Consider the following 23,393-nt stretch of genomic DNA (forward strand, 5'->3'; position numbering starts at 1 on the left):
CCATGGCACTAAACTGCCTGCGCGCGACATCTGATCGAAGCGTGACTATCGAGTTGCGGCGCAACGCGTTGAATTTTGAACACCTCCGACGTTGCGCCTGCGGCACCATGAGAAATTAACAGCCCTGGGTCCACTCGGCGCGGCGCTTCACGCGTGGCGTGAAGCGGGAGCGAAGCGCCGTGAGACCGTCAAGGAAACCGAAAAACGCGCCGGAAAGAATGGCGCAGCGTGCCTAGATGTCCGACGTGCGCACCGGCTCGAGCGTATTGCGCGTTTGCGACAGCGGCGCGGCCGGGGGACGAATGTCGCGTGTGGATCTCCATTTCGCGCGAATGAAAGGCCGCTCGTGGCCGGACACCTTCAGCGCGATATGCGTGACCCAGCGCTGCGTGGGCACATGCACGCCGTGCATCAGGATTGCCAGCACCATCATGCTGACGGCGACCGGCAGCGCCGACAGCCGGCCCGGCTCCGCATTCCACGCGATGCGCACGAACATGAGCGCGGCGAGCGCGCCGACGAGGCAGCCAGTCACTGCTTCGGACGGCGAATGCGCGCTCAGCACGACGCGCGACAAGCCCACCGTCAGGCCGGCGGCAAGCCCCGCCAGCACGCCGAGCAGCCGGATCGCGCGGCGCGTGGGCAATAACATCAAGAATAGTGTGACCGGATAGACGGCCGTGGACAGCATGGAATGACCGCTGACGCCGGTGAAATCGAGTTCGCGCACGCCGACGCCCCAGCCGAGGAAGGCCAGCTTGGTCACGGTCACGACGCCGATCGCCGTGCCGAGCAGGGCGAGCCAGCAGGCCGAGAGCCGCCACGAGTAGCCGACCGCCAGCCACATCGCAATGGCGAACGCGAGCGGCAGCGTCAAGCCGGCGCCGCCGAGGCTGGTGATCGAATACCACAGGTGGATCGGTAAATCGGGCATGGCAGGGGCGCGACGCGGGTCGCGCGAAATCGGGTTGGTGGGAGTGCGCGCGCCGCGGGCGCGAAACGCCGATGCGGCCCTCGGGAGATCAACCGCCAGTATAGTCGGGTGTCGCGCGACGGTCTTGCGGCGCACAGCGCATTTGTACGCCGAGTGTGGGCTGCCGAACGCGTATCGACGCAGTTTGACGACAGGGCCGCGGCAAGGTTCGCCGCGAACGGAAACGGCATCGCGCGCGGCGCCTATGCTCAGCAATGCATGAAAAATGATGTTATTGTGCGTTGCACAACTTCATCTGATCCGCTTTCTGGGTCCGCATTTGTCTCTTTTGCGAGGTTATCGCCGATGGCAAAAAGCCTGTCGAAAATCTGGCTGCGCGGTTTGAAGCGCCTGCTCGCGATCCAAAGCGAACATGCGCAAAAAACCGCCAAGCGAGCGCAGGCGCGACCGGTTCGCGCGGCCACCGCCAAACCGTCGAGCAAGACTCATCCACTGAAGCCGGCTGCCGCATTACGCAAGCCCGCGAAACGCGATGCGCCGCGTGAGTCGCGCGTGCGCCCACGCGCGACTGCGTGGGCGAGCGGCGCGTGGACGCGCTCGTTCCATTCCGCGCCGGCGATGCCCGGCCGGCTCGTCAATCATCTTCAGTACGGCCTCTATATCCCGTCCGGGCACGCGGGCGAGGCGTTGCCGCTCGTCGTGATGCTGCACGGCTGCACCCAGTCGATCGACGAATTCGCCGAAGGCACGCGTATGAACCTGCTGGCCGACCGCTATGGGTTCGCGATCGTGTATCCCGAGCAATCGAAGCACGCGCACTCACACCGCTGCTGGCATTGGTACGACGCCAGCGGCAGCGCGGGCGGCGGGGAGGCGTGCGCGGTGGTGTCGCTGGTGGATGCGCTGCTCGAACAGCACGGCTTTGACCGCGAACGCGTCTACCTAGCGGGGATTTCGGCGGGCGCGGGGCTGACGGCGCTGTTGGCCGTCAAGTACCCGGAACATTTCGCCGCTGTCGCGCTGCATTCCGGCCCCGCTTTCGGTGAGGCCCGCTCCGGCATTACCGCGATGGACGTGATGCGGCGGGGCGCGCGTCGCGAGCCGGTCGAGCTCGTCGATGAAATGACGAACGTCGCGCACTATCCGGGCATGCCGGCTCTGATTCTCCACGGCGACGCCGACCATGTGGTCGCGCCTGTCAACGCCGACCAGTTGGCGACGCAGTTCCTGCGCCTGAACCGCCTCATCGATGCAAATGGCGCGCGCAAAGCGGGCGAAACGCGCGAAGACCGCAAGAACGGGGTCGTGACGCGCGACTATCTGCGCGGCGGGCGGCGCGTGGTGCGGGTGTGTCGCGTGCAGGGGCTCGGTCACGCATGGGCCGGTGGCGACGATGCGCTGCCATTCCACTCCTCGAGGGGTCCCGACGCGAGCGCCATGCTGTGGGAGTTTTTCCGGCATCAGCGTCGCACGGACGCAGGTCGCATCGCGGAAGGATTGGCGACGTCGTCGGCCGGACGGTGACGTCCAGGCAACGCCGCGAAAATGAACAGTAGCGCGAGTCTAGGGTTTTCCCTATAATACGGGTTATCCCCTAGGCGTTAACGCCTAGTCTCATTTGCCGAGGTCGACCATGTACCTGATTAGCCGTCTGTTCCTCTTTTTGACCAAGTCGCCGGACCAACTCGCGAAAGAGCGTGCTGACGCCTATCTCGCTGAAGCCACCGATCTCTACGACCTCGAATTCCGCATGCGCAAGCTCGATGGCGAAGCGAATGTGCGTCAGCCGTCGTGGATGAGCCAGCACTACGGCTAAGCCGACTTTGACTTTTCATCACGGAGCCTTCGCGCCCGCTTGGCGGGCTCCGCTCAAGCAGCCGGATTCAGCTGCCACAACGCGTAATTGACGAGCGCCGCATACGCGACATACGGCACGAGCAGAATGCCCGCGAGGCGATCGCGCCGCCAGAACACATACGTCAGCATCACGATCAGCACCAGCAGGATCAGGATCTCGACGAGCCCCGCCTCCGGCCGATGCAGGCCGAAAAACAGCCACATCCACGCGGCATTGAATAGCAACTGCACGACCCACAATACGATCGCCGCGGTCAGGCCGTCGCGCTTCCACACGCGCCATGCGGAAAACGCCATCAACACGTAAAGCACGGTCCAAACCGGCGGGAAAACCCAGTTCGGCGGATTGAACGCCGGCTTTTGCAAGCCCGTGTACCACGCGTCCGGCAGCGACAGACTCGCAGCCCAGCCGGCGCCAGCGTCAGGATCAGAAACACGAGCAGCGACGGCAGACGGCGCATCTTCATCCCCTTCAAACGTTCTTATTCAATGATGTGAGCGGGCACTCACTTTCCGTATCTGGCCAATGTGCGCTCGCGCGCCTGTGCGTGATCGACGCTCGGTTCGGGATCGTTCGCGCCTGGCACCATGCCGAACTCCGCGAGCCGTTCTGCGCCCGCCAGACACGGCGCGTGAATCCATTTTGCCGGCTACGTGGTGGGTTGGGGTAGAGATCGTTTGATAAAGCGCCTGGATTGAAAATGCGGAAATAAGGTTGCGCGACGCGCCCGGTCCAGGCAGCCAACCGCCAGCCGCCGTTGTTCGCCGAGAAATCGAAGTCGTTCAGCGGATCGGCGAAATAGCGCTCGCCGAGCCGTCAGTCGACGCCGAGATCCTTCGCGAGGAAGCTCGCCGTGCCCATGCGCAGATGGTTGTTCGGCGCGGCATGATCCGTGTTGCGCAGATCGCGGCGGGTATTGTGCAGGCTGCGGGCGCTGGTCGCGACGGCGCCGGATGGTACGCCGTGAGCGGTTCGCGATGGGTGTTTCGATCAGCGCGACGGCCGAGCGGAATTCAAGCGACGTGCAGACGGACCGCGACGTTGTTACGCGTGGCGTTCGAGTACGGGCAGACCTGGTGCGCTGCGTCGACCAGTTCCTGCGCTGCGTCTGGAGCCAGGCCCGGCAGCGAGATGCGCAGATCAATGTCGAGCGCGAAACCGCCGTTGTCGTTCGGACCGATGCCGACGTCGGCGGAAACCTGCGTGTCCGCAGGCAGCGCCTGCTTGCGCTGGCCCGCGACGAACTTCATCGCGCTCAGGAAACAGGCCGAGTAGCCCGCCGCAAACAGTTGTTCCGGATTGGTGCCCGCCGCGCCAGTGCCACCGAGCTCACGCGGCGCTGCCAGCTTCACGTCCAACGCATTGTCCGACGACACGGCGCGGCCGTCGCGGCCACCCGTGCTCGTTGCGCTTGCCTTGTAGAGGATGTTCATGGTGCGGCTCCTGGTCTGGGATGTAAGGGTTGGGCAGATTTGCCACTAGCTGCCGGTTCGCGGCTCTGGCGAAGCGCTAGCGAAGCGGCATGCGCCTAAGATAGTACACAAATAATTTGTGTACAAATTAATTTCACGATGACGCGAGAACCAGTCTTTTTCAGTTTTCGCACTACTGGTCCATGAAATCGTTGAGCGTCGTGCGCAGGCGTGTGAGGTCGTCGCGCAGACGCAGCAGGAAGTCCGGCGTCTGCTGCGTCGCGCAGAGGATTTCGCCGGGCACGTCGCGTGCCTGACGCTTGAGCGCCTTGCCCGCGCCCGTGAGACGGATATACACGAGGCGCTCATCGTCGGTGCCGCGGACGCGCTCGACGAGTCCCTGCGTTTCGAGGCGCTTGAGCAGCGGCGTGACCGTCGCCGGATCGAGATTCAGGCGCCCGGCCATGTCCTTGACGGTGACGTCGTCGGTTTCCCACAGCACGAGCATCGCCAGGTACTGCGGATACGTGAGTCCGAGGTTTTCGAGCAGCGGCTTGTACGCTTTCGTCATCGCGAGCGAGGTCGAGTAGAGCGCGAAGCAGACTTGCTCGTCGAGCGTGAAAGGAAGGGCGGGGCGCTGGGTCATGAACCGTCTCGGCTAGAAGAGCGTGCAAATGGATTGCACGCAAAACATTGTGCCGCAAATCGATTCAGGATGCCGAGCGTCGGGACCAGGTGTTTCGACACAAACGTCGGGAAGATGCGCGTGGGAGACGCGGCGCGCGGGCGCCAGAACAGCACCCGCGCGGGAACGGCGGATCAGGCCGCCGGCGTGGTCGGCAGATCCGGCGTTTGCGGCGTCTGCACGCCGAAGCAGCCGCGATAGGTCGCGTAGAACGAGCAGTACAGCATCGTCGTGACGATCATCGTCGCGGGCATCAGGATCGCGAACGCGAAGTCCGCCGCGCCGAGCGCCTGCATCAACGTGGACAGCCCGAGCGACACGATCGTCGCGACCGCGAACCACAGCGCCGCGAACACGATGAAAGCGCCGCGATTGCGCCAGCAACTGACGACACTGAAGAACATCGCCTTGACGGGCGGCACGTCGTGCCAGGCGGCGAGGATCGGCGAGAACCAGAACAACATCGCGACCGGCACATAGAACGCGAGCGCGGTGATCACCGCGAGCGGGATATTGCTGTTGGCGATCGCGTTCTCATCCACCGACGCACTGCCGAGCATCACTTTCAGCAGCATGCCGCCGTCGGCGAGCGCCGAGCCGGCCAGCACGAGCGCCATCGCGATCACATACAGCACGCCGAGCACGAGCAGCCGCCGCGCGACCACCGGGCCATACGAATGGAAGCCGTCCACGAGAATGGTCGGAAACACCGGTTTGCCGGCGATCGTGTTGCGGCACGCGGCCATGAAGCCGACCGCGACGCCTGGAATGAACAGCAGCGGCAATACTCCGCCGACCACCGGAATCTGCGACACCAGCGTCATCACCAGCAAATAGGTGAAGAACAGCGTCAGGAAGGCGAGCGGATTCTTGCGGAACAGCCAGATGCCCTGGCGGAACCATACGTAGCCGGTTTTCGCGGGAACTTCGATCAGTTGCATGAGGTATGGATGCCTGGATTCGCGACGCCCTGCAGGCGCTCGCGCAGAATGCGTTCGAAATGGCCGGGGTCGTGCGGCTTGAGCAGTTCGGCCGCGCGCGGCAAATGAAAATCATACAGGCGCGAGACCCAGAAACGGTACGCGCCTGCACGCAGCATGTCGCCCCAGTGATGGTTTTCCTCGACGGTGAACGGCCGCACCGTCTGGTACGCGCGCAACAGCGCCTCGGTGCGTGCGGTGTCGAGCTTGCCGGTCGCGAGATCGACGCACCAGTCGTTGACCGTCACCGCGACGTCGAACAGCCACTTGTCGCAGCCGGCGAAATAGAAGTCGAAGAAACCACCCAGCCGCACTTCGTGCCCGGTGTCGGGCGCCGCGTGCGCGAACATCGCGTTGTCGCGGAACAGGTCGGCGTGGCACGGGCCCGCGGGCATTGCCGCGTAATCGGCCGAGGCGAAAAACGCTTCCTGATGCGCAAGCTCGGACGCCAGCAGATCGCGCTGCTCGCCTTCGAGGTACGGCAGGATCGTCGGCACGGTTTCGCGCCACCACGGCAGGCTGCGCAGGTTCGGCTGATAGCGCGGATAGTCGCGGCCAGCGAGGTGCATGCGCGCGAGCATCTGGCCGACCTCGACGCAATGCTCGACGCCTGGCGCGAGCTCGGGCGCGCCTTCGAGCTTCGTCACGATGGTGGCGGGTTTGCCGAGCAGCACGCCGAACAGCGCGCCGTCGAGGCGCGGCATCGGATCCGGTACCGGCACGCGATGGGCGGCGAGGTGCCGCATCAGGTCCAGATAGAACGGCAGTTGTTCAGCTGTCAGCTTTTCGAAAATCGTCAGCACGTATTCGCCGCGCGTCGTCGTCAGAAAGAAGTTGCTGTTTTCAATGCCGGACGAAATGCCACGAAACTCGACGACATCGCCGAGATCGTAGTGGCTCATCCATTCTGCGAGTTGGGATTCGTTGACAACGGTAAAGACGGCCATGCGAAAACGTCGGATCAGGGTTGTTCGGGCTGGCGCGGTGCGGCCAGTGCGAGGTGAGACAAATGAATGTGGCGGGATCGGGCGGCGAGTGCGGAACGGCGAGGTAGTAAGCGTCGCCGCATTCAGCGCGGGTTCATCGCGAAACGGCCGCGATAGGGTGTAATCGGGGCACGGCAGCGCCGCGGCCGCCGTTGCCGGCGCGCCGCTTTCGCAACGATCAATAGTGGAGATTCACCGACGGCAAGCGCGTACTGGGCTTGCCGCTGTCGTGGACGGAGGGCGACGTGTCGGGCGACGCGCTCATCTGGTAGCGGGTGCCGAAATTCGATTGCACGTTGATTTCGACCGGCTTGCCCTTGTCGCGGTATTCAGTGATTTCAGTGCCGTTCGGGCTGACTTCGTGAAAGCTCGGCGTGCGCGGGACGTTGATGTCGACCTTCGAACTGGCCTCTGCGCCCGGACGATTGATCTTGCCCAGGTCCGGTAGACCGGCCCGTTCATTGGCGGACTGAGGCGCGTCGGCGGGCGGCGGTTCGTCGACGGGCTGGGCAGCCATCGCGGCGCTGCTGAAGGCGAGAGCCAGCGCAACAGCGATGGGAAGGTGCGGCTTCATGGTGATTCTCCGATTGGATGCCCGATTCTAGCAAATCCGGCCTGACGTACGGCCGCAAAGTCTTTATTTTGCGCCGCTTTCGCGCAACAGGCGCGGGTTCTCGCGAGCGCTGTTGCTAGCGTCGCCGTCGACATTTGGCAACAGCGGGTTCCATGGTAATGTCGTCTCATCGAAAAGGGTGAACGATGATGATCAACAACGATATCAATCAGCGCACGGTGCAGACTCCCGCCAACAGCTTCCCGACCGAAGGCTTCGACGACGCGGCCGAAGCCGTCACCCGCCTCGCCGCGATCTACGAGGCGAACACGTCGTTTCTGCGCGATGCGTTCGCGCGCTATCGCCGCAACGAGCAGTTCGACCATCGCGTGCGCGCCTGCTATCCGTTCGTGCGCGTGCGTACCGAGGTCAACACGCACGTCGATTCGCGTCGCTCCTACGGGTTCGTCGCGGGGCCGGGCGTGTTCGAGACGACCGTCACGCGACCCGACCTGTTCGGCAACTACTATCGCGAGCAGCTGCGGCTGCTGGCGAAGAACCATCACGTGCAGATCGAGGTCGGCGTGTCGGACCACCCGATTCCGATTCATTTCGCGTTCGCCGAGGGCATCCACCTCGAAGGCGATCTGGACCGCGAGCGCCTGTTCCTGATGCGCGACATCTTCGATACCCCCGATCTCGCGCTGCTCGACGACCGCATCGTCAACGGCACGTACGAGCCGCTGCCGGGCGAGCCGCATCCGCTCGCATTGTTTACGGCGGCGCGCGTCGATTTTTCGCTGCATCGGCTGAAGCACTACACGGCGACGGCGCCGACGCATGTCCAGAACTACGTGCTGTACACGAACTACCAGTTCTATATCGACGAATTCGTGAAGCTCGGCCGCGACATGATGGCCCGTACCGGCGACGACGAGTTGCGCGCCTATCGCAGCGAATACACGTCGTTCGTCGAGCCCGGCGACGTCGTCACGTATAACGAGAATCTCGGCGAGCAGGCGCGGGAGGGTACGCCGCCGCCACGTCTGCCGCAGATGCCCGCGTATCACCTGAAACGCGCGGACGGCAGCGGCATCACGATGATCAACATTGGGGTCGGTCCGTCGAATGCGAAGACGATCACCGATCACATCGCGGTGCTGCGTCCGCATGCATGGATCATGCTCGGCCACTGCGCGGGGCTGCGCAACACGCAGCGTCTTGGCGACTACGTGCTCGCGCACGGCTATGTGCGCGAAGATCATGTGCTCGATGCCGATCTGCCGCTGTGGGTACCGATACCGGCGCTCGCCGAAGTGCAGGTCGCGCTCGAGCGCGCGGTCGCGCAGGTCACGCAGCTCGATGGCGTCGAGCTGAAGCGCGTGATGCGCACCGGCACGGTGGCGAGCGTCGACAATCGCAACTGGGAGCTGCGCGATCATCGCGAGCCGGTGCAGCGGCTGTCGCAGAGCCGCGCGATCGCGCTCGATATGGAAAGCGCGACGATCGCCGCGAACGGCTTCCGCTTCCGCGTGCCTTACGGCACGTTGCTGTGCGTGTCGGACAAGCCGCTGCACGGCGAGCTGAAGCTGCCGGGCATGGCCGATCAGTTCTATCGCGCGCAGGTCGATCAGCATCTGCAGATCGGCGTGAAGGCGATGGAACTGTTGCGGATGAACGGGCTGCATCGGTTGCATAGCCGCAAGCTGCGGAGTTTCGCGGAAGTGGCCTTTCAGTAACTCAGGCCGAGTTTGGCCTACCGGAACTTTCTGTTTCAGCGGGAAAGAAATGGCAATAACGGGTGAGGCGTTCTCGCTGATCGAACGGAGCATAGCCGTCCTTATCAATCGGCTTCGTTGGTTGTTGCGGGAACGCTTGCCGGTTCAACCCTGCCCGAACCCGGTCAACCCGATCAGGCTTCCCGCGGCCAGTAGCCATAGCGGATGAATCCGCGTCTTCGTCGCCATCACGGCCGTGAACGCGGTAATCGCCCACGCTATCGCGGTCGGGCTCGACGCGCGCGCGATCAGCGCCGCGCTCGCCGCGACGAGACCGGCCGTCACCGGCACGAGTCCAAGCTGCGCATAGCGGCGCCACGGTCGGTCCTTGAAGCGGTCCCATGCATGCATCGCGAGAATCGTCACGAGCGACGACGGCCCGAACTTCGCAAAAGAGGTGACGAGCATGCCGGGCCAACCGGCAACATGCCAGCCGATCAGCGTGACGATCATCAGATTCGAGCCGGGCGCGGCTTGAGCGAGCGCGAACAGCGCGCTGAACTCGCTGGCCGGCATCCAGTGATGCACGTCGACCACCTGCCGCTGCATCTCCGGAAGGATCGTATTGCCGCCGCCGAACGCGAGCAGCGACAGCTGGCTGAAAATCGCCGCGAGAGAAACGAGCGTGTCATTCATCGCGCGCTCCTTGCTGCAACATAGATGCTGAGCGGCGTGAGCACCAGCATCGTCGGCAGCAGCGGCAATCGCAGCACGGCAATCGCGACGAAGCCGAGCCCGGCGATCAGCGCGGCAAGCGGCTTGTTGCGCAACGGCAGCACCATCTTGAACGCCATCGAAATCAGCAGGCCCGAGGCCGCCGCGGCGAGCCCCGCGAACAGATGACGCACGTGCGGATCGTTCTGCGTGTGCTCGTACAACACGCCGAGCCCGATCACCACCAGCGAAGGCCCGGCGATCAAGCCGAGCAAACCGGCCAGCGCGCCGGCCACGCCGCGAAAGCGCATGCCGATCGCGACGGACAAATTGATCACGTTGCCGCCTGGCAGGAATTGACATAGGCCGAGCAGGTCGGTGAATTCGTCACTGGTGAGCCAACGGCGTTGTTCGACGAGCGCGCGGCGCGCGAGCGGCAACGCGCCGCCGAATGAAATGAGGCCGAGGCGGAGAAAGCCGCCGAAGATCTCACACAATGTCGGCGCGAGCGCGGCTTCGGGCGAGGTGAGTTCGTTGTCCATATTGCAAGATTCGAGTACAGGCTGAGCAGGTTAGCGCCGGACGGCACGCGTGCAAGACGAATGATTCGCCAATGTGGTCGACAGTAAGCGCGCCGCAAACTGGCCTGCAAAACGAAAGCGGGCAGCCCGAAGGCTGCCCGCCATGTGCGCGACGAGGAGCATCGTGCTACGCGTAATGCGAGGCGCGCAGCGTCATGCCATCACAGGTAGAACATCCGGTCTTCTTCCGACTTGACCGGATGAACTTCGCCTTCCTCGCGGTCTTCGTAGAACTTGAGCACCGCATCGAGCACCTGGTCCGGATTGTCGATCACCTGCATCAGATCGATGTCGGTCGGATTGATCAAACCCATCGGGATCAGCGAACTCTTGAACCATGCGAGCAGACCCTCCCAGAACTCGGCGCCGACCAGAATGATCGGCACGTGGCGGGACTTCTTGGTCTGAATCAGCGTGAGCACTTCGGCCAGTTCGTCGAGCGTGCCGAAGCCGCCGGGCATCACGATGACTGCGTCCGAATTCTTCACGAACGTGACCTTGCGCGTGAAGAAATGGCGGAAGCGCAGCGAGATGTCCTGCCACTGGTTGCCCGACTGCTCGTGCGGCAACTCGATGTTCAGACCGACCGAAGGCGCCTTGCCCGCATGCGCGCCCTTGTTGGCCGCTTCCATGATGCCGGGGCCGCCGCCGGAGATCACCGCGAAGCCCGCATCCGACAATTTGCGCGCGATCTGCGTGGCGAGTTTGTAGTACGGCGAGTTCGGTTTCAGGCGCGCCGAACCATAGATGCTGACCGCCGGGCGAATCTCCGACAGGTACTCGGTCGCCTCGATAAACTCTGCCATAATCGTGAACATCTGCCACGATGCGCGGGCTTTTTTGGCCGTTGCGCGCTCTTGATCTGCGAGCGATCGCAGACTCGGAATCACTTTTCTCTTAGTCATAATGCCTGAAGAACGAAGCCTTGAAGGTAAGACCCTGCTGTTGGTCGACGGTTCGAGTTATCTATACCGGGCCTACCATGCGATGCCTGATCTGCGCGGTCCCGAGGGTGGCCCCACAGGTGCGCTCTATGGGATGATCAACATGCTGCGGCGCATGCGCAAGGAAGTCACAGCAGAGTATAGCGCGTGCGTGTTCGACGCCAAGGGCAAAACGTTTCGCGACGACTGGTATCCGGATTACAAGGCGAACCGTCCGTCGATGCCGGAAGATCTTGCCCGGCAGATCGAGCCGATTCACGTCGCGGTGCGTGCCCTCGGCTGGCCGCTGCTGATGATTGAGCGCGTCGAAGCGGATGACGTGATCGGCACGCTGTGCACCGAGGCGGAAAAGCTCGGCATGAACGTGGTCGTGTCGACCGGTGACAAGGACCTCGCGCAGCTCGTGTCGAACCGCGTGACGCTCGTCAATACTATGACCAACGAAACGCTCGACCGCGACGCCGTGGTCGCGAAGTTCGGTGTGCCGCCGGAGCGCATTATCGATTATCTGTCGCTGATCGGCGATACGGTCGACAACGTGCCCGGCGTCGAGAAATGTGGCCCGAAAACCGCGGTCAAATGGTTGACGCAGTACGAGTCGCTGGACGGCATCGTCGAGCATGCGAGCGAGATCAAGGGCGCGGTCGGCGAGAATCTGCGCCGCGCGCTGGACTTTTTGCCGATGGCGCGCAAGCTCGTCACAGTCGAGCGTCATTGCGATCTGACCGGGCACATCGTGTCGATCGAGGAAAGTTTGCCGAGTCTTCCCGAGTCGCGCGGAGAGTTGCGCGAGGTCTTCACGCGTCACGGCTTCAAGACGTGGTTGCGCGAAGTCGAAATCGCCGATGCGGTCGAAGGCCCGGAAACCGACGTGCCGCCCGCGTTGTCCGTCGATCACGAACGCCACTACGAGACCGTGCAAACCCGGGAGCAGCTCGACACGTGGCTCGATAAGATCAACGCGGCCGAGCTGACTTCGTTCGACACCGAGACCACGTCGCTCGATCCGATGATCGCGCAGATCGTCGGCTTGTCGCTGTCGGTCGAAGCGGGCCGCGCCGCGTATGTGCCCCTTGCGCATCGCGGCCCCGACGCGCCGGTGCAGTTGCCGCGCGACGAAGTGCTCGCGAAGCTCAAGCCGTGGCTCGAAAGCGCGGACCACAAGAAGGTCGGCCAGCATCTGAAGTATGACGAACAGGTGCTCGCGAATTACGGCATCGAAATGCGCGGCGTTGAGCATGACACGCTGCTGCAATCATACGTACTCGAATCGCATCGCACGCACGACATGGACAGCCTCGCGCTGCGCCATCTCGGCGTGAACACGATCAAGTACGAAGAGGTCGCGGGCAAGGGCGCGCAGCAGATCGGCTTCGACGAGGTCGCGCTCGACAAAGCCGCCGAATACGCGGCCGAAGACGCCGACATCACGCTCCGTTTGCATCAGGCATTGCATCCGCAGATCGCCGCGGAGAAGACACTCGACCACGTATATCGCGAGATCGAAGTGCCGACCTCGCGTGTGCTGCGCAAGATGGAGCGCACCGGGGTGCTGATCGACGCGGAGAAATTGCGTCAGCAGAGCAGTGAGATCGCCACGCGTCTGATCGAGCTCGAAGCCAAGGCGTACGAGCTGGCCGGCGGCGAATTCAACCTCGGCTCGCCGAAGCAGATCGGTCAGATTTTCTTCGAGAAGCTCGAACTGCCGGTCATCAAGAAGACGCCGAGCGGCGCGCCGTCCACCGACGAAGAGGTGTTGCAGAAGCTCGCGGAAGACTATCCGTTGCCTAAGATCCTGCTCGAACATCGCGGCCTGTCGAAGCTGAAGTCCACCTATACCGACAAGCTGCCGCGCATGGTCAATCCGCAAACGGGCCGCGTGCATACGAACTACGCGCAGGCCGTCGCTGTGACCGGGCGGCTCGCGTCGAACGATCCGAACCTGCAGAACATTCCGGTGCGTACCGGCGAGGGCCGCCGCATTCGCGAGGCGTTCATCGCGCCGCCGGGGCGCAAGCTCGTATCCGCCGACTATTCGCAGATCGAATTGCGCATCATGGCGCACATCTCCGGCGACGAAGCGCTGATGCGCGCGTTCTCGCACGGCGAGGACATTCACCGCGCGACCGCGTCGGAAATCTTCAGCGTGACGCCGCTCGAAGTGTCGAGCGATCAGCGGCGCGTCGCGAAGGTCATCAACTTTGGTCTCATCTACGGCATGAGCGCGTTCGGCCTCGCGTCGAACCTCGGCATCACGCGCGATGCGGCGAAGATGTATATCGACCGCTACTTCGCGCGCTATCCTGGTGTCGCGCGCTATATGGACGAGACGCGTTCGAGCGCGAAGGCGAAGGGCTACGTCGAAACGGTGTTCGGCCGCCGTCTGTGGCTGCCCGAGATCAACGGCGGCAACGGTCCGCGCCGCCAGGCCGCCGAGCGTGCCGCGATCAATGCGCCGATGCAGGGCACCGCGGCCGACCTGATCAAGATGTCGATGATTGCCGTGCAGAACTGGATCGAAGACTCGAAGATCGGCACGCGCATGATCATGCAGGTGCACGACGAACTGATTCTCGAAGTACCTGACGCTGAGTTGTCCGAAGTCCGCAAGCGCCTGCCCGAGCTGATGTGCGGCGTCGCCGCGCTGAAGGTGCCGCTCGTCGCAGAAGTTGGCGCGGGCCTGAACTGGGAGGAGGCGCATTGACTTGCCTGTGACATGAGCACGATCAGCGCACGATAACGTCGTGCGCATGTCACACATGCGTTTTGGCGACTTGTGACTTCTCGTGCGGGTCGAGGACAATCGGTTCAGGACGGCGCATTCATGCGCGGCGTCGCGACAGATAATTCATCGGCTACACGGAGAAGTGCAATGCATCGATTTATCGTCGTTGGCGGAGGTGCGGGAGGACTGGAACTGGCGACTCGCCTTGGCGATCGCTATGGTTCCCGCAAGAAAGGGAGCCGCCCGCAGGCCCAGGTCACGCTGGTCGACCGCTATCCGACCCATATCTGGAAACCGCTGCTGCACGAGGTGGCGGCGGGCAGCATGGACCCGTTCACGCAGGAGCTCGAGTACGCGGCGCAGGCGCGCTGGCATGGCTTCGAGTTCCAGCAAGGCGAGCTGACCGGGCTCGACCGCGCGAACCGGCGCATCACGCTCGGCACCGTGCTCGACGACGACGGCGCCGAACTGCTGCCCGAACGCGAGCTCGAATACGACACGCTGGTCATCGCGATTGGCAGTACGACGGCCTTCTTCGGCGTCAAGGGCGCGGCCGAATTCTCCATCGCACTCGATACGGTGAGTCAGGCCGAGCGCTTCCGCAAGCGCCTGATCGCGGCTTGCATACGCGCCGAACATCAGGTGCACGAGCCCGTCGAGTCGAGACCGGGACCCGGCACGTCGACGTCCAGCGAGCCGCGCATTCAGGTGGCGATTGTCGGCGGCGGCGCGACGGGGGTCGAGTTGTCGGCGGAGTTGCGCAATACGGCGCAGGTGTTGTCCGCGTACGGCTTGCACAAGCTCGATCCGCGGCATGACGTCGGCATCGTGCTGATCGAGGCGGGGCCGCGCATTCTGCCCGCGTTGCAGGAGCGAGTTTCTACGGCCACCGCCGAATTGCTGACCAAGCTTGGCGTGAAGCTGATGATCGGCGAGACCGTGGCCGAGGTCGCGCCGGGCTACATCCGCACCGCCAGCGGTCACACGGTGCGCGCCGATCTGACGGTGTGGGCGGCGGGCATCAAGGCGCCGGCGGTACTCGGTCAGCTCGACGGGCTGCCGGTCAACCGGCTCGGCCAGCTGGTCGTGCGCCGCACGCTCCAAACCGAGATCGACGACAACATCTTCGCGCTCGGTGACTGCGCGGCCTGCGAGTGGCCGGGCAATGAGCGCAACGTGCCGCCGCGCGCGCAGGCCGCGCATCAGCAGGCGACCTTTCTGCTGAAGGCACTGGCGGCGCGCCTCGACAACAGGCCGCTGCCGGAATTCACCTATCGCGACTTCGGTTCGTTGGTTTCGCTCGGGCACTTCAGCGCGGTCGGCAATTTGATGGGCGGGGTGATCGGCGGCAATATGCTGATCGAAGGGCTGTTCGCGCGCTTCATGTACATGTCGCTGTACCGGCTGCATATCGCAGCGCTGCATGGCTATCCACGCATGGTCCTCGACACCTTCGCGCACTGGTTGCGCCGTACCACGCTGCCGCGCGTCAAGCTGCACTGACGCACGCGGACGTTCTCCTCAGTTGATTCTGCAACGGGATGCGCGCCAGGCGTATCCTGTTGCCTCAAACAATTCTTCGAGGAGCGCCACATGCTGAAGCCTGAAGTCGACTGTCTGGTGCCGCACGTTCCGTTCGATCGGCGCACCTTCATGAAGGCCGCGCTCGGCACCGGTTTCGCGGCGGCGGTGCTGCCAGTGTCGGCGCAAACCATCCATACCGACAGCGACGGCCTCGAAGCCGGGGAAGTTGCGTTCCATTCGGGCGGTACGCTGATACCGGCCTATCGCGCGCAGCCGAAGGGCAAGACGCATTTGCCGGTGATCCTCGTCGTGCATGAGGCTTTCGGCGTGCACGAGCATATCGCGGACGTCTGCCGGCGCTTCGCGAAGCTGGGCTATCTGGCGATCGCGCCGAACCTGTTCGAGCGCGAGGGCGATCCGACCGTCTACACGAGTATCCAGCAACTGAGCGATCAACTGCTCAGCAAGGTACCCGACGAGCAGGTGCTGGCCGACCTCGACGCGGCCGCTGCATGGGCCGGCGAAAACGGCGGTGACCTGAACCGGCTCGGCGTGAACGGCTTCTGCTGGGGTGGGCGCATCTCGTGGCTCTATGCCGAACACAATCCGCGCGTGAAGGCGGGGGTCGCCTGGGATGGTGGCGTGACCGGCGCGAAGAATCCGATGACGCCGGCCAATCCGATCGATCTCGTCGCTGACCTTCATGCGCCGGTGCTCGGCCTGTACGGGCGTCAGGATCAAAGCATTCCGCAGGACACGCTCGCGCAGATGAAGCAGGCGATCGCGCAAGGGCCGCAAGCGGGCCGCGGCTCGCAGTTCGTCGTTTATGACGACGCAGGGCACGCATTTTTCGCCGATTACCGCCCGAGCTACAGGAAGGCCGATGCCGAGGATGGCTGGCGTCGCACGCTGGTGTGGTTCAAGCAGCACGGCGTGGCTTGAAGGGCTGCTCGAAAGCCTCGCGTCTCGTTGGACTAGCGATACATCCGATGAATAAAGACTGTTGCCGCCTGGCAGCGGCAACGGCCTTTCTGCCTGGTTACGACTTGCCGCGACTTGTGCTCAAGGTTTCGCGCCCGTTGCCACGGGCCGTCTCGGATCCGAACTCCATTCGCTCCATGAGCCCGCGTACAGCGCCGAACCATGCAGGCCGGCAACCTCCATCGCGAGCGAATTCACGCATGCGGTCACGCCCGAGCCGCATTGCAGCACCACGTGTTCCGGCGGCGTGTCGCCGAGCAGCGCGTGGAATTCCTCGCGCAGGGTGTGCGCCGGCTTGAAGCGGCCGTCGGCGGTCAGGTTGTCCTTGAAGAAGCGGTTCAGCGCGCCCGGGATATGCCCGCCGACGCGATCGAGCGTCTCGTTTTCGCCGCGATAGCGATCGGCCGCGCGCGCATCGACGACGATCCGCTCCTTCGAGCCGAGGTTGCGCTCGACGGCCGCGGTATCGATGGTCACGGCGAGCGGCGCGGCCGCCTTGAAGTCGCCGGTGTTCTGCGCGGGCACTTCCTGCGTCAGCGGTTGGCCGGCCGCTTCCCATGCCTGCAGCCCGCCGTCGAGCAGCGCGACCGCGTCGTGTCCGAGCCAGCGCAACAGCCACCAGACGCGCGCCGCGTACATGCCGCCTTGCGCGTCATATGCGACGACCTGTTGACCTTGCTTCAGCCCACGTGATTCCAGCGTATCGACGAGCCGCGCGCGATCGGGTAGCGGATGCCGGCCGTTCGAACCGTTCTTCGGCCCGGACAGATCGCGATCGAGATGCAGATAGTGCGCGCCCGGCAGATGGCCGGCCAGCCAGGCTTTCTCGCCCGCCTCGGTATCGGCGAGGTCGAATCGGCAGTCGATCACGAAGACGCTGCCCGGCGCGGCCGTGAGCCGCTCGGCAAGATTGGTCGCGGAGATCAGGGTGGTGTAATGAGTGTGGGGCATGGATGTCTCCTCGATACGGGCGATAGCGGCTGCGGGCCGCGCCATTCACGCGGCTGGCGCATGGCCGGTCTATGTCGGTAGTCTAAACAAAAAAAGACGGGACGAAGCCCGTCTTTCCTTGAGTCGATCGAAGCGCCACGCGGCGCGGATCAGATCGTGCCGAGTTCGCGCCGCAGAAACTCGTGGAAGTGCTGCATGCCGTCTTCCATCGGGCTCTGATACGGACCGACCTGCGATTCGCCGCGTTCCATCAGCGCGAGGCGGCCGGCGTCCATGCGCTCGGCGATCTCGTCGTCTTCGCGGGCCGTCTCCATATACGCGGCGCGCTCGGCTTCGACAAAGTCGCGCTCGAACAACGCGATTTCCTCGGGGTAATAGAATTCCACCACGTTGGTGGTCTTCTGCGGACCGCGCGGAATCAGCCATGACACGACCAGCACGTGTGGATACCACTCGACCATGATGCCCGGGTAGTACACCATCCAGATCGCGCCGAACTCGGGCGGATTGCCGTCGCGAAAGCGCAGCACTTCGTCGTGCCACTTGCGATACGTCGGGCTGCCCGGTTGCTCGAGCGCCTTGTGCACACCGACGGTCTGCACGCTGTACCAGTCGCCGAACTCCCACGTCAGATCGTCGCAATTGACGAAGCTGCCGAGGCCGGGATGGAACGGTGCGACGTGATAGTCCTCCAGATAGACCTCGATGAAGGTCTTCCAGTTGTAGTTGCACTCATGGACTTCGACGTGATCGAACATGAAGCCCGAGAAGTCGAAGCGGCGCTTGGTGCCGAGGCGTGCGAGATCTTTCGCGACGTCGCGACCCTGCGCCTCGAACAGCAGCCCCTGCCAGTTCCGCAGCGGCGTGGCGCCGAGATTCAGGCACGGGTTGTCGGCGAAATGGGGCGCGCCGAGCAGCTCGCCTTTCAGGTCGTACGTCCAGCGATGCAGCGGACAGACGATGTTCTGCGTCTGGCCGCGGCCGTTGAGCATGATGGCTTGCCGGTGGCGGCACACGTTCGACAGCAACTCGACTTGCGACTGCTGGTTACGGACGAGCACCCGCCCCTCGCGTTCGCTGGGCAAGGCAAAATAATCCCCCGCTTCGGGCACCATGAGTTCGTGGCCGATGTAGCGTGGACCTTTCTTGAAAAGGGTGTCGATTTCGCGCGTAAGAAGCGCTTCGTCAAAGTAAGCCGTGACTGGCAGCTGGCTGTGGACAGACCGCAACTGCAATGCATTGCTCAGATTGGACATTCCCACTCCCGATGAAGACGTGAAAGCAGTGAACAACCCAACCATCGAAGATTCGATTTAGGGAGCCCGCGATTATACCCGTTTCCCCCTGACAGGGGCACTTAAGTCCCTGATTTGGGTTAAAAATGTCAAGAAAGTTCGGCATTTTCGCCGCAGACCTCGCGCTTTTTTTCTGCGAGACTTCAGGGTCGAAGCGGGGCAAAGGTGGGCATCAAACAGGCTCGAAGCGAGGCGGCACGGCGGGGCGCAGGCTGGCGAGCGGATCGAAAATGTCGCTTTTGCCGTAGAATGTCCGACTTGTTTTAATTTTGCGACCATTCATGGCGAAGACCGCATCGAACGATTCCGCCGCCGCGTCAGCCGAAAGCGGCAATAGCGCGCCGCTGCCGGAGAACTACGAGGCCGCGCAAGCAGAGCTGGAAGAGCTCGTCGCTTGCATGGAAGGCGGCAGCCTGAGCCTCGAACAATCGCTGGCCGCGTACCGTCGCGGGGCGGCTCTTGTCGCATTCTGTCAACAGCAGCTCGAAAAGGTCGAGCAGCAGGTGCGGGTCCTCGATGGCGAGACACTCAAGCCGCTGCCCATGAATACCGCAGGCACAGCCGCGACTGAGAGCGGGGACGACCTATGACATTCGAACAATGGACGCGCTCGGTGCTCGAACGCGTCGAAACGGCTCTGGAACACTATCTGCCGGCCGAGACGACCGCACCCGCCAGGCTGCACGAGGCGATGCGCTATGCGGTGCTCGGTGGCGGCAAGCGGGTGCGGCCGCTCCTGTGCCACGCGGCCGGCGAGCTGACCGGCGCGCGCGCCGAATGCCTCGATGCGGCGGCGGCGGCGCTGGAAATGATCCACGTCTACTCGCTCGTGCATGACGACATGCCGTGCATGGACGACGACGAGCTGCGCCGCGGCAAGCCGACGGTCCACGTCAAGTATGACGAGGCGACCGCGCTGCTGGTCGGCGACGCGCTGCAGTCGCAGGCATTCGTCGTGCTCACGTCCGACGTGCTCGGCCAGCCGCAGCAGGCCTCGCTCGTGCGCGAGCTTGCGCTAGCAAGTGGCTCGATCGGGATGTGCGGCGGTCAGGCCATCGATCTGGCGAGCGTCGGCCAGACGCTGACTCGCGCACAGCTCGAGACCATGCATCGCTTGAAGACCGGCGCGCTGCTGCGCGCGGCCGTGCGGATGGGCGCACTGGCCGGCGAGACCCCGGACGCGCGGGCGCTGGCTTCGCTCGACGCCTACGCTGCCGCGGTCGGCCTCGCGTTTCAGGTCGTCGACGACATTCTCGACGTCACGACCGACTCCGCAACGCTCGGCAAGACCGCCGGCAAGGACGCGAAGGATGGCAAGCCGACCTACGTGTCGATTATCGGGCTCGACGCGTCGCGCGCGCTGGCGGAGCAACTGCGCAGCGACGCGTACGCCGCGCTTGCACCGTTCGGCGCTCGTGCGCAGCGTCTTGCCGAACTGGCCGACCTGGTCGTGAACCGGGCCAGCTGAACGCGAGAGCCCGCCACCGCGCACTCTCCATCCCCGGGGTGCATGTATGAAGTGCGGGCGCGTAAGTTTTCCTACAATGGAACGACGATGTACGACTTGCTGAAAACCATCGACGACCCGGCAGCCTTGCGCCGCCTCGATCGCCGCCAATTGCAGCCGCTTGCCGACGAGTTGCGCGCCTTTGTGCTCGACAGCGTATCGCAGACGGGCGGCCATCTCTCGTCCAACCTCGGCACGGTCGAGTTGACCATCGCGCTGCATTATGTGTTCGATACGCCGCACGACCGGATCGTCTGGGACGTCGGCCATCAGACCTATCCGCACAAGATCCTGACCGGTCGTCGCGACCAGATGCACACGCTGCGTCAGTTGGGCGGCATCTCGGGCTTCCCGAAACGCGATGAATCGGAATACGACACCTTCGGCACCGCGCACTCGAGCACGTCGATTTCGGCTGCGCTCGGCATGGCGATCGCGAGCAAGCTGCAGGGCGACAACCGTATGGGCATCGCCGTGATCGGCGACGGCGCGATGACGGCCGGTATGGCCTTCGAGGCAATGAACAACGCGGGCGTCGAAGACGACGTGCCGCTGCTCGTGATCCTTAACGACAACGACATGTCGATCTCGCCGCCCGTCGGCGCGCTCAATCGCCATCTCGCGCGTCTGATGTCGGGGCGCTTCTATGCGGCCGCGCGCGCGGGCGTCGAACGCGTGCTGCGCGTCGCGCCGCCGGTGCTCGATCTGGCGCGCAAGCTCGAGGAGCACGCGAAGGGCATGATCGTGCCGGCCACGCTGTTCGAGGAGTTCGGCTTCAACTACATCGGGCCGATCGACGGTCACGATCTCGATTCGCTGATCCCGACGCTGCAAAACATCAAGGAGCTGCGCGGGCCGCAGTTCCTGCACGTCGTCACGAAGAAAGGCCAAGGCTACAAGCTGGCCGAGGCCGATCCGGTGCTGTACCACGGCCCGGGCAAGTTCAACCCTGCCGAGGGCATCAAGCCGGCCGCGACGCCGTCGAAGAAGACCTATACGCAGGTGTTCGGCGAATGGCTGTGCGATGCGGCCGAACTCGACTCGCGCGTGATCGGCGTTACGCCGGCAATGCGTGAAGGCTCGGGCATGGTCGAGTTCGAAAAGCGCTTCCCGGATCGTTACTTCGACGTCGGCATCGCCGAGCAGCACGCGGTGACATTCGCGGGCGGCCTCGCCGCGGACGGCATGAAGCCGGTCGTCGCGATCTATTCGACCTTCCTGCAACGCGCGTATGACCAGCTGATTCACGACATCGCGCTGCAAAACCTGCCAGTGGTGTTCGCAATCGATCGCGCGGGTCTCGTCGGCGCGGACGGCGCGACGCACGCGGGTGCATACGACCTCGCGTTCATGCGTTGTATTCCGAACATGACCGTGATGGCGCCGTCGGACGAAAATGAGTGCCGGCAGATGCTGTACACCGCGTTGCAGCAGTCGCATCCGACCGCGGTGCGCTATCCGCGCGGCGCGGGCACGGGTGTCGCCACGGTCAAGCAGATGAGCGCGTTGCCGTTCGGCAAGGGCGAAATGCGTCGGGAGACGTCGGCGCCGGCCGGCAAGCGCATCGCGATTCTCGCGTTCGGCACGATGGTCGCGCCGTCGCTCGCGGCGGCCGAACAACTCGACGCCACCGTCGCGAACATGCGCTTCGTGAAGCCGCTCGACACCGAGCTCGTGCGCAAGCTGGCCGAGTCGCACGACGCGATCGTCACCATCGAGGAAGGCTGCATCATGGGCGGCGCGGGTTCGGCCTGCGTCGAAGCCCTGCTCGCGAGTGGGGTTATGCGCCCCATACTACAATTGGGCCTCCCCGACCGGTTCATCGATCATGGGGACCCGGCCAAGCTGCTCGCCGCGTGCGGTCTCGACGCTGCGGGTATCGCCAGGTCGATCCGCGAACGCTTCCTCGCGAGCGGCGCGCTCGGCGGTCAGTCGTCGGTGAAGCGCGTCGCGTAAAGCGCTGCCGGCTGTCGTGCCGCGGTAGGTGCGACGCATGCCGCCGTCATGCGACGGCGGCTTCGGCAATCCCAAGTTTGAACCGACGGCCGTTTCGGCCGTCACCCAACGCCGGCGGGAGCCGGCGTTCGCCGTTGCGCGCTGATCCGCACGGCCGCTGGGCGTGTCAAAGTCGATGCGCGATAGTCCCCGATGCAGAGAAAACCTTGGCGCAGCCCGGCGCTTTCCAGAAAGGACAAAAGAATGAATCAGATGAATCCCGCCTTCGTGATGCCCGACGTGCAAAGCACCCCCGATACGCGCCAGATTCCGATCCAGCGGGTCGGCGTGAAGGGCGTGCGTCATCCGTTGACGGTTCGCGCGCAAGGCGGCGAAGTGCAGCCGACGATCGGCACGTGGAATCTCGACGTGCATCTGCCGGCCGAGCAGAAGGGCACGCACATGTCGCGCTTCGTCGCGTTGCTCGAAGAGAATAACGCGCCGCTCGAACTGGCCACGTTCCGCACGATGCTCGGCGCAATGCTCGAAAAGCTCGAGGCCGAGGCGGGCCGCATCGAAGTGTCATTCCCGTACTTCGTGAACAAGACCGCGCCGGTGTCGGGCGTGCAGAGCCTGCTCGACTATGAAGTCGCGCTGACGGGCGAGAGCCGCCAAGGCGCGACGCGGCTGTTCCTGAAGGTGCTGGTGCCGGTCACGAGCCTGTGCCCGTGCTCGAAAAAGATTTCGCAGTACGGCGCGCACAACCAGCGCTCGCATGTCACGATCGACGCCGAGTTGAACGGCGACGTCGCTGTCGAAGAGTTGATCCGTATCGCCGAGGACGAAGCGTCGTGCGAATTGTGGGGCCTGCTCAAGCGCCCGGACGAGAAGTTTGTCACCGAGCGCGCGTACGAGAATCCGAAGTTCGTCGAAGACCTCGTGCGCGACGTTGCCCAGCGTCTGAATGCCGACGAGCGTATCGTCGCGTATGTGCTCGAAGCCGAGAACTTCGAGTCGATTCACAATCACAGCGCGTATGCGCTGATCGAGCGGGACAAGCGCCTCGCCTGATACGTTCTTGATCGCTCCACGCCGTTTCGTTGCGAAAGC

22 protein-coding genes and 1 pseudogene are annotated in these 23,393 nt (G+C 64.0%); 10 read left to right on the forward strand and 13 right to left on the reverse strand.

Going from position 1 to position 23,393, the window contains the following annotated elements; all coding sequences use genetic code 11:
- Window positions 1–232: 232 nt before the first annotated feature.
- Window positions 233–934: a phosphatase PAP2 family protein gene (locus tag F6X42_RS30315; protein WP_187637721.1), complete on the reverse strand. Its 702-nt coding sequence runs from the start codon at window positions 932–934 to the stop codon at window positions 233–235.
- A 345-nt stretch (window positions 935–1,279) separates the two neighbouring features.
- Here F6X42_RS30315 and F6X42_RS30320 point away from each other — a divergent pair, with 345 nt between their 5' ends.
- On the forward strand, window positions 1,280–2,458 hold the full coding sequence (locus F6X42_RS30320; RefSeq protein ID WP_187637722.1) for an extracellular catalytic domain type 1 short-chain-length polyhydroxyalkanoate depolymerase: 1,179 nt from the start codon (window positions 1,280–1,282) through the stop codon (window positions 2,456–2,458).
- Between the two features lie 109 nt (window positions 2,459–2,567).
- A complete protein-coding gene (locus F6X42_RS30325; protein WP_187637723.1) occupies window positions 2,568–2,750 on the forward strand; it encodes a DUF3563 family protein in 183 nt (60 codons plus the stop codon).
- Window positions 2,751–2,803: 53 nt separating this feature from the next.
- Here F6X42_RS30325 and F6X42_RS30330 read toward each other — a convergent pair whose 3' ends face one another.
- The 7 genes and pseudogenes from F6X42_RS30330 to F6X42_RS30360 all read right to left on the reverse strand — a co-directional run bounded on the left by F6X42_RS30330 (window position 2,804) and on the right by F6X42_RS30360 (window position 7,429).
- Entirely contained in the window at window positions 2,804–3,157 is a 354-nt protein-coding gene (locus F6X42_RS30330; RefSeq protein ID WP_246530294.1) for a TspO/MBR family protein, read from the reverse strand.
- A gap of 140 nt (window positions 3,158–3,297) precedes the next feature.
- Window positions 3,298–3,668: pseudogene (locus F6X42_RS30335) on the reverse strand (FAD-binding domain-containing protein); the annotation flags it as partial.
- Window positions 3,669–3,805: 137 nt separating this feature from the next.
- Window positions 3,806–4,225 carry an organic hydroperoxide resistance protein gene (locus tag F6X42_RS30340; RefSeq protein ID WP_187637724.1) on the reverse strand — a complete coding sequence of 140 codons (420 nt, stop codon included), beginning with the start codon at window positions 4,223–4,225 and terminating at the stop codon, window positions 3,806–3,808.
- A 172-nt stretch (window positions 4,226–4,397) separates the two neighbouring features.
- On the reverse strand, window positions 4,398–4,850 hold the full coding sequence (locus F6X42_RS30345; RefSeq protein ID WP_187637725.1) for a MarR family winged helix-turn-helix transcriptional regulator: 453 nt from the start codon (window positions 4,848–4,850) through the stop codon (window positions 4,398–4,400).
- Window positions 4,851–5,023: 173 nt separating this feature from the next.
- Window positions 5,024–5,830 carry a BPSS1780 family membrane protein gene (locus tag F6X42_RS30350; protein WP_187637726.1) on the reverse strand — a complete coding sequence of 269 codons (807 nt, stop codon included), beginning with the start codon at window positions 5,828–5,830 and terminating at the stop codon, window positions 5,024–5,026.
- The gene (locus F6X42_RS30355; protein ID WP_187637727.1) at window positions 5,821–6,816 is read right to left on the reverse strand and encodes a homoserine kinase; all 996 of its coding nucleotides are present in this window, start codon (window positions 6,814–6,816) and stop codon (window positions 5,821–5,823) included. The genes F6X42_RS30350 and F6X42_RS30355 overlap by 10 nt, the downstream gene beginning before the upstream one ends.
- Window positions 6,817–7,033: 217 nt before the next feature.
- Complete coding sequence (locus F6X42_RS30360) at window positions 7,034–7,429, reverse strand: hypothetical protein (RefSeq protein WP_187637728.1); 396 nt, start codon at window positions 7,427–7,429, stop codon at window positions 7,034–7,036.
- Between the two features lie 191 nt (window positions 7,430–7,620).
- Between F6X42_RS30360 and F6X42_RS30365 the strand changes: the two genes are divergently transcribed.
- Window positions 7,621–9,147, forward strand: coding sequence for an AMP nucleosidase (locus F6X42_RS30365; RefSeq protein ID WP_376776462.1), 1,527 nt, complete (start codon window positions 7,621–7,623; stop codon window positions 9,145–9,147).
- Between the two features lie 144 nt (window positions 9,148–9,291).
- Here F6X42_RS30365 and F6X42_RS30370 read toward each other — a convergent pair whose 3' ends face one another.
- The 3 genes from F6X42_RS30370 to F6X42_RS30380 all read right to left on the reverse strand — a co-directional run bounded on the left by F6X42_RS30370 (window position 9,292) and on the right by F6X42_RS30380 (window position 11,326).
- On the reverse strand, window positions 9,292–9,822 hold the full coding sequence (locus F6X42_RS30370) for a chromate transporter (RefSeq protein ID WP_187637729.1): 531 nt from the start codon (window positions 9,820–9,822) through the stop codon (window positions 9,292–9,294).
- Entirely contained in the window at window positions 9,819–10,382 is a 564-nt protein-coding gene (locus tag F6X42_RS30375) for a chromate transporter (RefSeq protein ID WP_187637730.1), read from the reverse strand. The genes F6X42_RS30370 and F6X42_RS30375 overlap by 4 nt, the downstream gene beginning before the upstream one ends.
- Window positions 10,383–10,582: 200 nt before the next feature.
- Window positions 10,583–11,326 carry an LOG family protein gene (locus F6X42_RS30380; protein ID WP_187637731.1) on the reverse strand — a complete coding sequence of 248 codons (744 nt, stop codon included), beginning with the start codon at window positions 11,324–11,326 and terminating at the stop codon, window positions 10,583–10,585.
- Between the two features lies 1 nt (window position 11,327).
- Here F6X42_RS30380 and polA point away from each other — a divergent pair, with 1 nt between their 5' ends.
- The 3 genes from polA (at window position 11,328) to F6X42_RS30395 (ending at window position 16,556) form a co-directional block, all read left to right on the forward strand.
- Entirely contained in the window at window positions 11,328–14,069 is a 2,742-nt protein-coding gene (gene polA, locus F6X42_RS30385) for a DNA polymerase I (protein ID WP_187637732.1), read from the forward strand.
- Window positions 14,070–14,237: 168 nt separating this feature from the next.
- A complete protein-coding gene (locus tag F6X42_RS30390) occupies window positions 14,238–15,593 on the forward strand; it encodes an NAD(P)/FAD-dependent oxidoreductase (protein ID WP_187637733.1) in 1,356 nt (451 codons plus the stop codon).
- A gap of 90 nt (window positions 15,594–15,683) precedes the next feature.
- Window positions 15,684–16,556, forward strand: a complete 873-nt coding sequence (locus tag F6X42_RS30395; RefSeq protein WP_187637734.1) for a dienelactone hydrolase family protein — start codon at window positions 15,684–15,686, stop codon at window positions 16,554–16,556.
- Between the two features lie 120 nt (window positions 16,557–16,676).
- Here F6X42_RS30395 and F6X42_RS30400 read toward each other — a convergent pair whose 3' ends face one another.
- Window positions 16,677–17,546 carry a sulfurtransferase gene (locus tag F6X42_RS30400; RefSeq protein ID WP_187637735.1) on the reverse strand — a complete coding sequence of 290 codons (870 nt, stop codon included), beginning with the start codon at window positions 17,544–17,546 and terminating at the stop codon, window positions 16,677–16,679.
- Window positions 17,547–17,695: 149 nt separating this feature from the next.
- The gene (locus F6X42_RS30405; RefSeq protein ID WP_187637736.1) at window positions 17,696–18,802 is read right to left on the reverse strand and encodes an aromatic ring-hydroxylating oxygenase subunit alpha; all 1,107 of its coding nucleotides are present in this window, start codon (window positions 18,800–18,802) and stop codon (window positions 17,696–17,698) included.
- A gap of 320 nt (window positions 18,803–19,122) precedes the next feature.
- Between F6X42_RS30405 and F6X42_RS30410 the strand changes: the two genes are divergently transcribed.
- The 4 genes from F6X42_RS30410 to folE2 all read left to right on the forward strand — a co-directional run bounded on the left by F6X42_RS30410 (window position 19,123) and on the right by folE2 (window position 23,354).
- Window positions 19,123–19,431, forward strand: coding sequence for an exodeoxyribonuclease VII small subunit (locus tag F6X42_RS30410; protein ID WP_187637737.1), 309 nt, complete (start codon window positions 19,123–19,125; stop codon window positions 19,429–19,431).
- Window positions 19,428–20,309 (forward strand): polyprenyl synthetase family protein, encoded by an 882-nt coding sequence (locus tag F6X42_RS30415; protein ID WP_187637738.1) that lies wholly within the window; start codon window positions 19,428–19,430, stop codon window positions 20,307–20,309. The genes F6X42_RS30410 and F6X42_RS30415 overlap by 4 nt, the downstream gene beginning before the upstream one ends.
- A gap of 87 nt (window positions 20,310–20,396) precedes the next feature.
- A complete protein-coding gene (dxs, locus tag F6X42_RS30420) occupies window positions 20,397–22,304 on the forward strand; it encodes a 1-deoxy-D-xylulose-5-phosphate synthase (protein WP_187637739.1) in 1,908 nt (635 codons plus the stop codon).
- 243 nt (window positions 22,305–22,547) lie between these two features.
- Window positions 22,548–23,354: a GTP cyclohydrolase FolE2 gene (folE2, locus tag F6X42_RS30425; RefSeq protein WP_187637740.1), complete on the forward strand. Its 807-nt coding sequence runs from the start codon at window positions 22,548–22,550 to the stop codon at window positions 23,352–23,354.
- The last annotated feature ends 39 nt before the right edge of the window (window positions 23,355–23,393 follow it).

The sequence above is a fragment of the Paraburkholderia podalyriae genome, assembly GCF_014397785.1.
Classification (GTDB): Bacteria; Pseudomonadota; Gammaproteobacteria; order Burkholderiales; family Burkholderiaceae; genus Paraburkholderia; species Paraburkholderia podalyriae.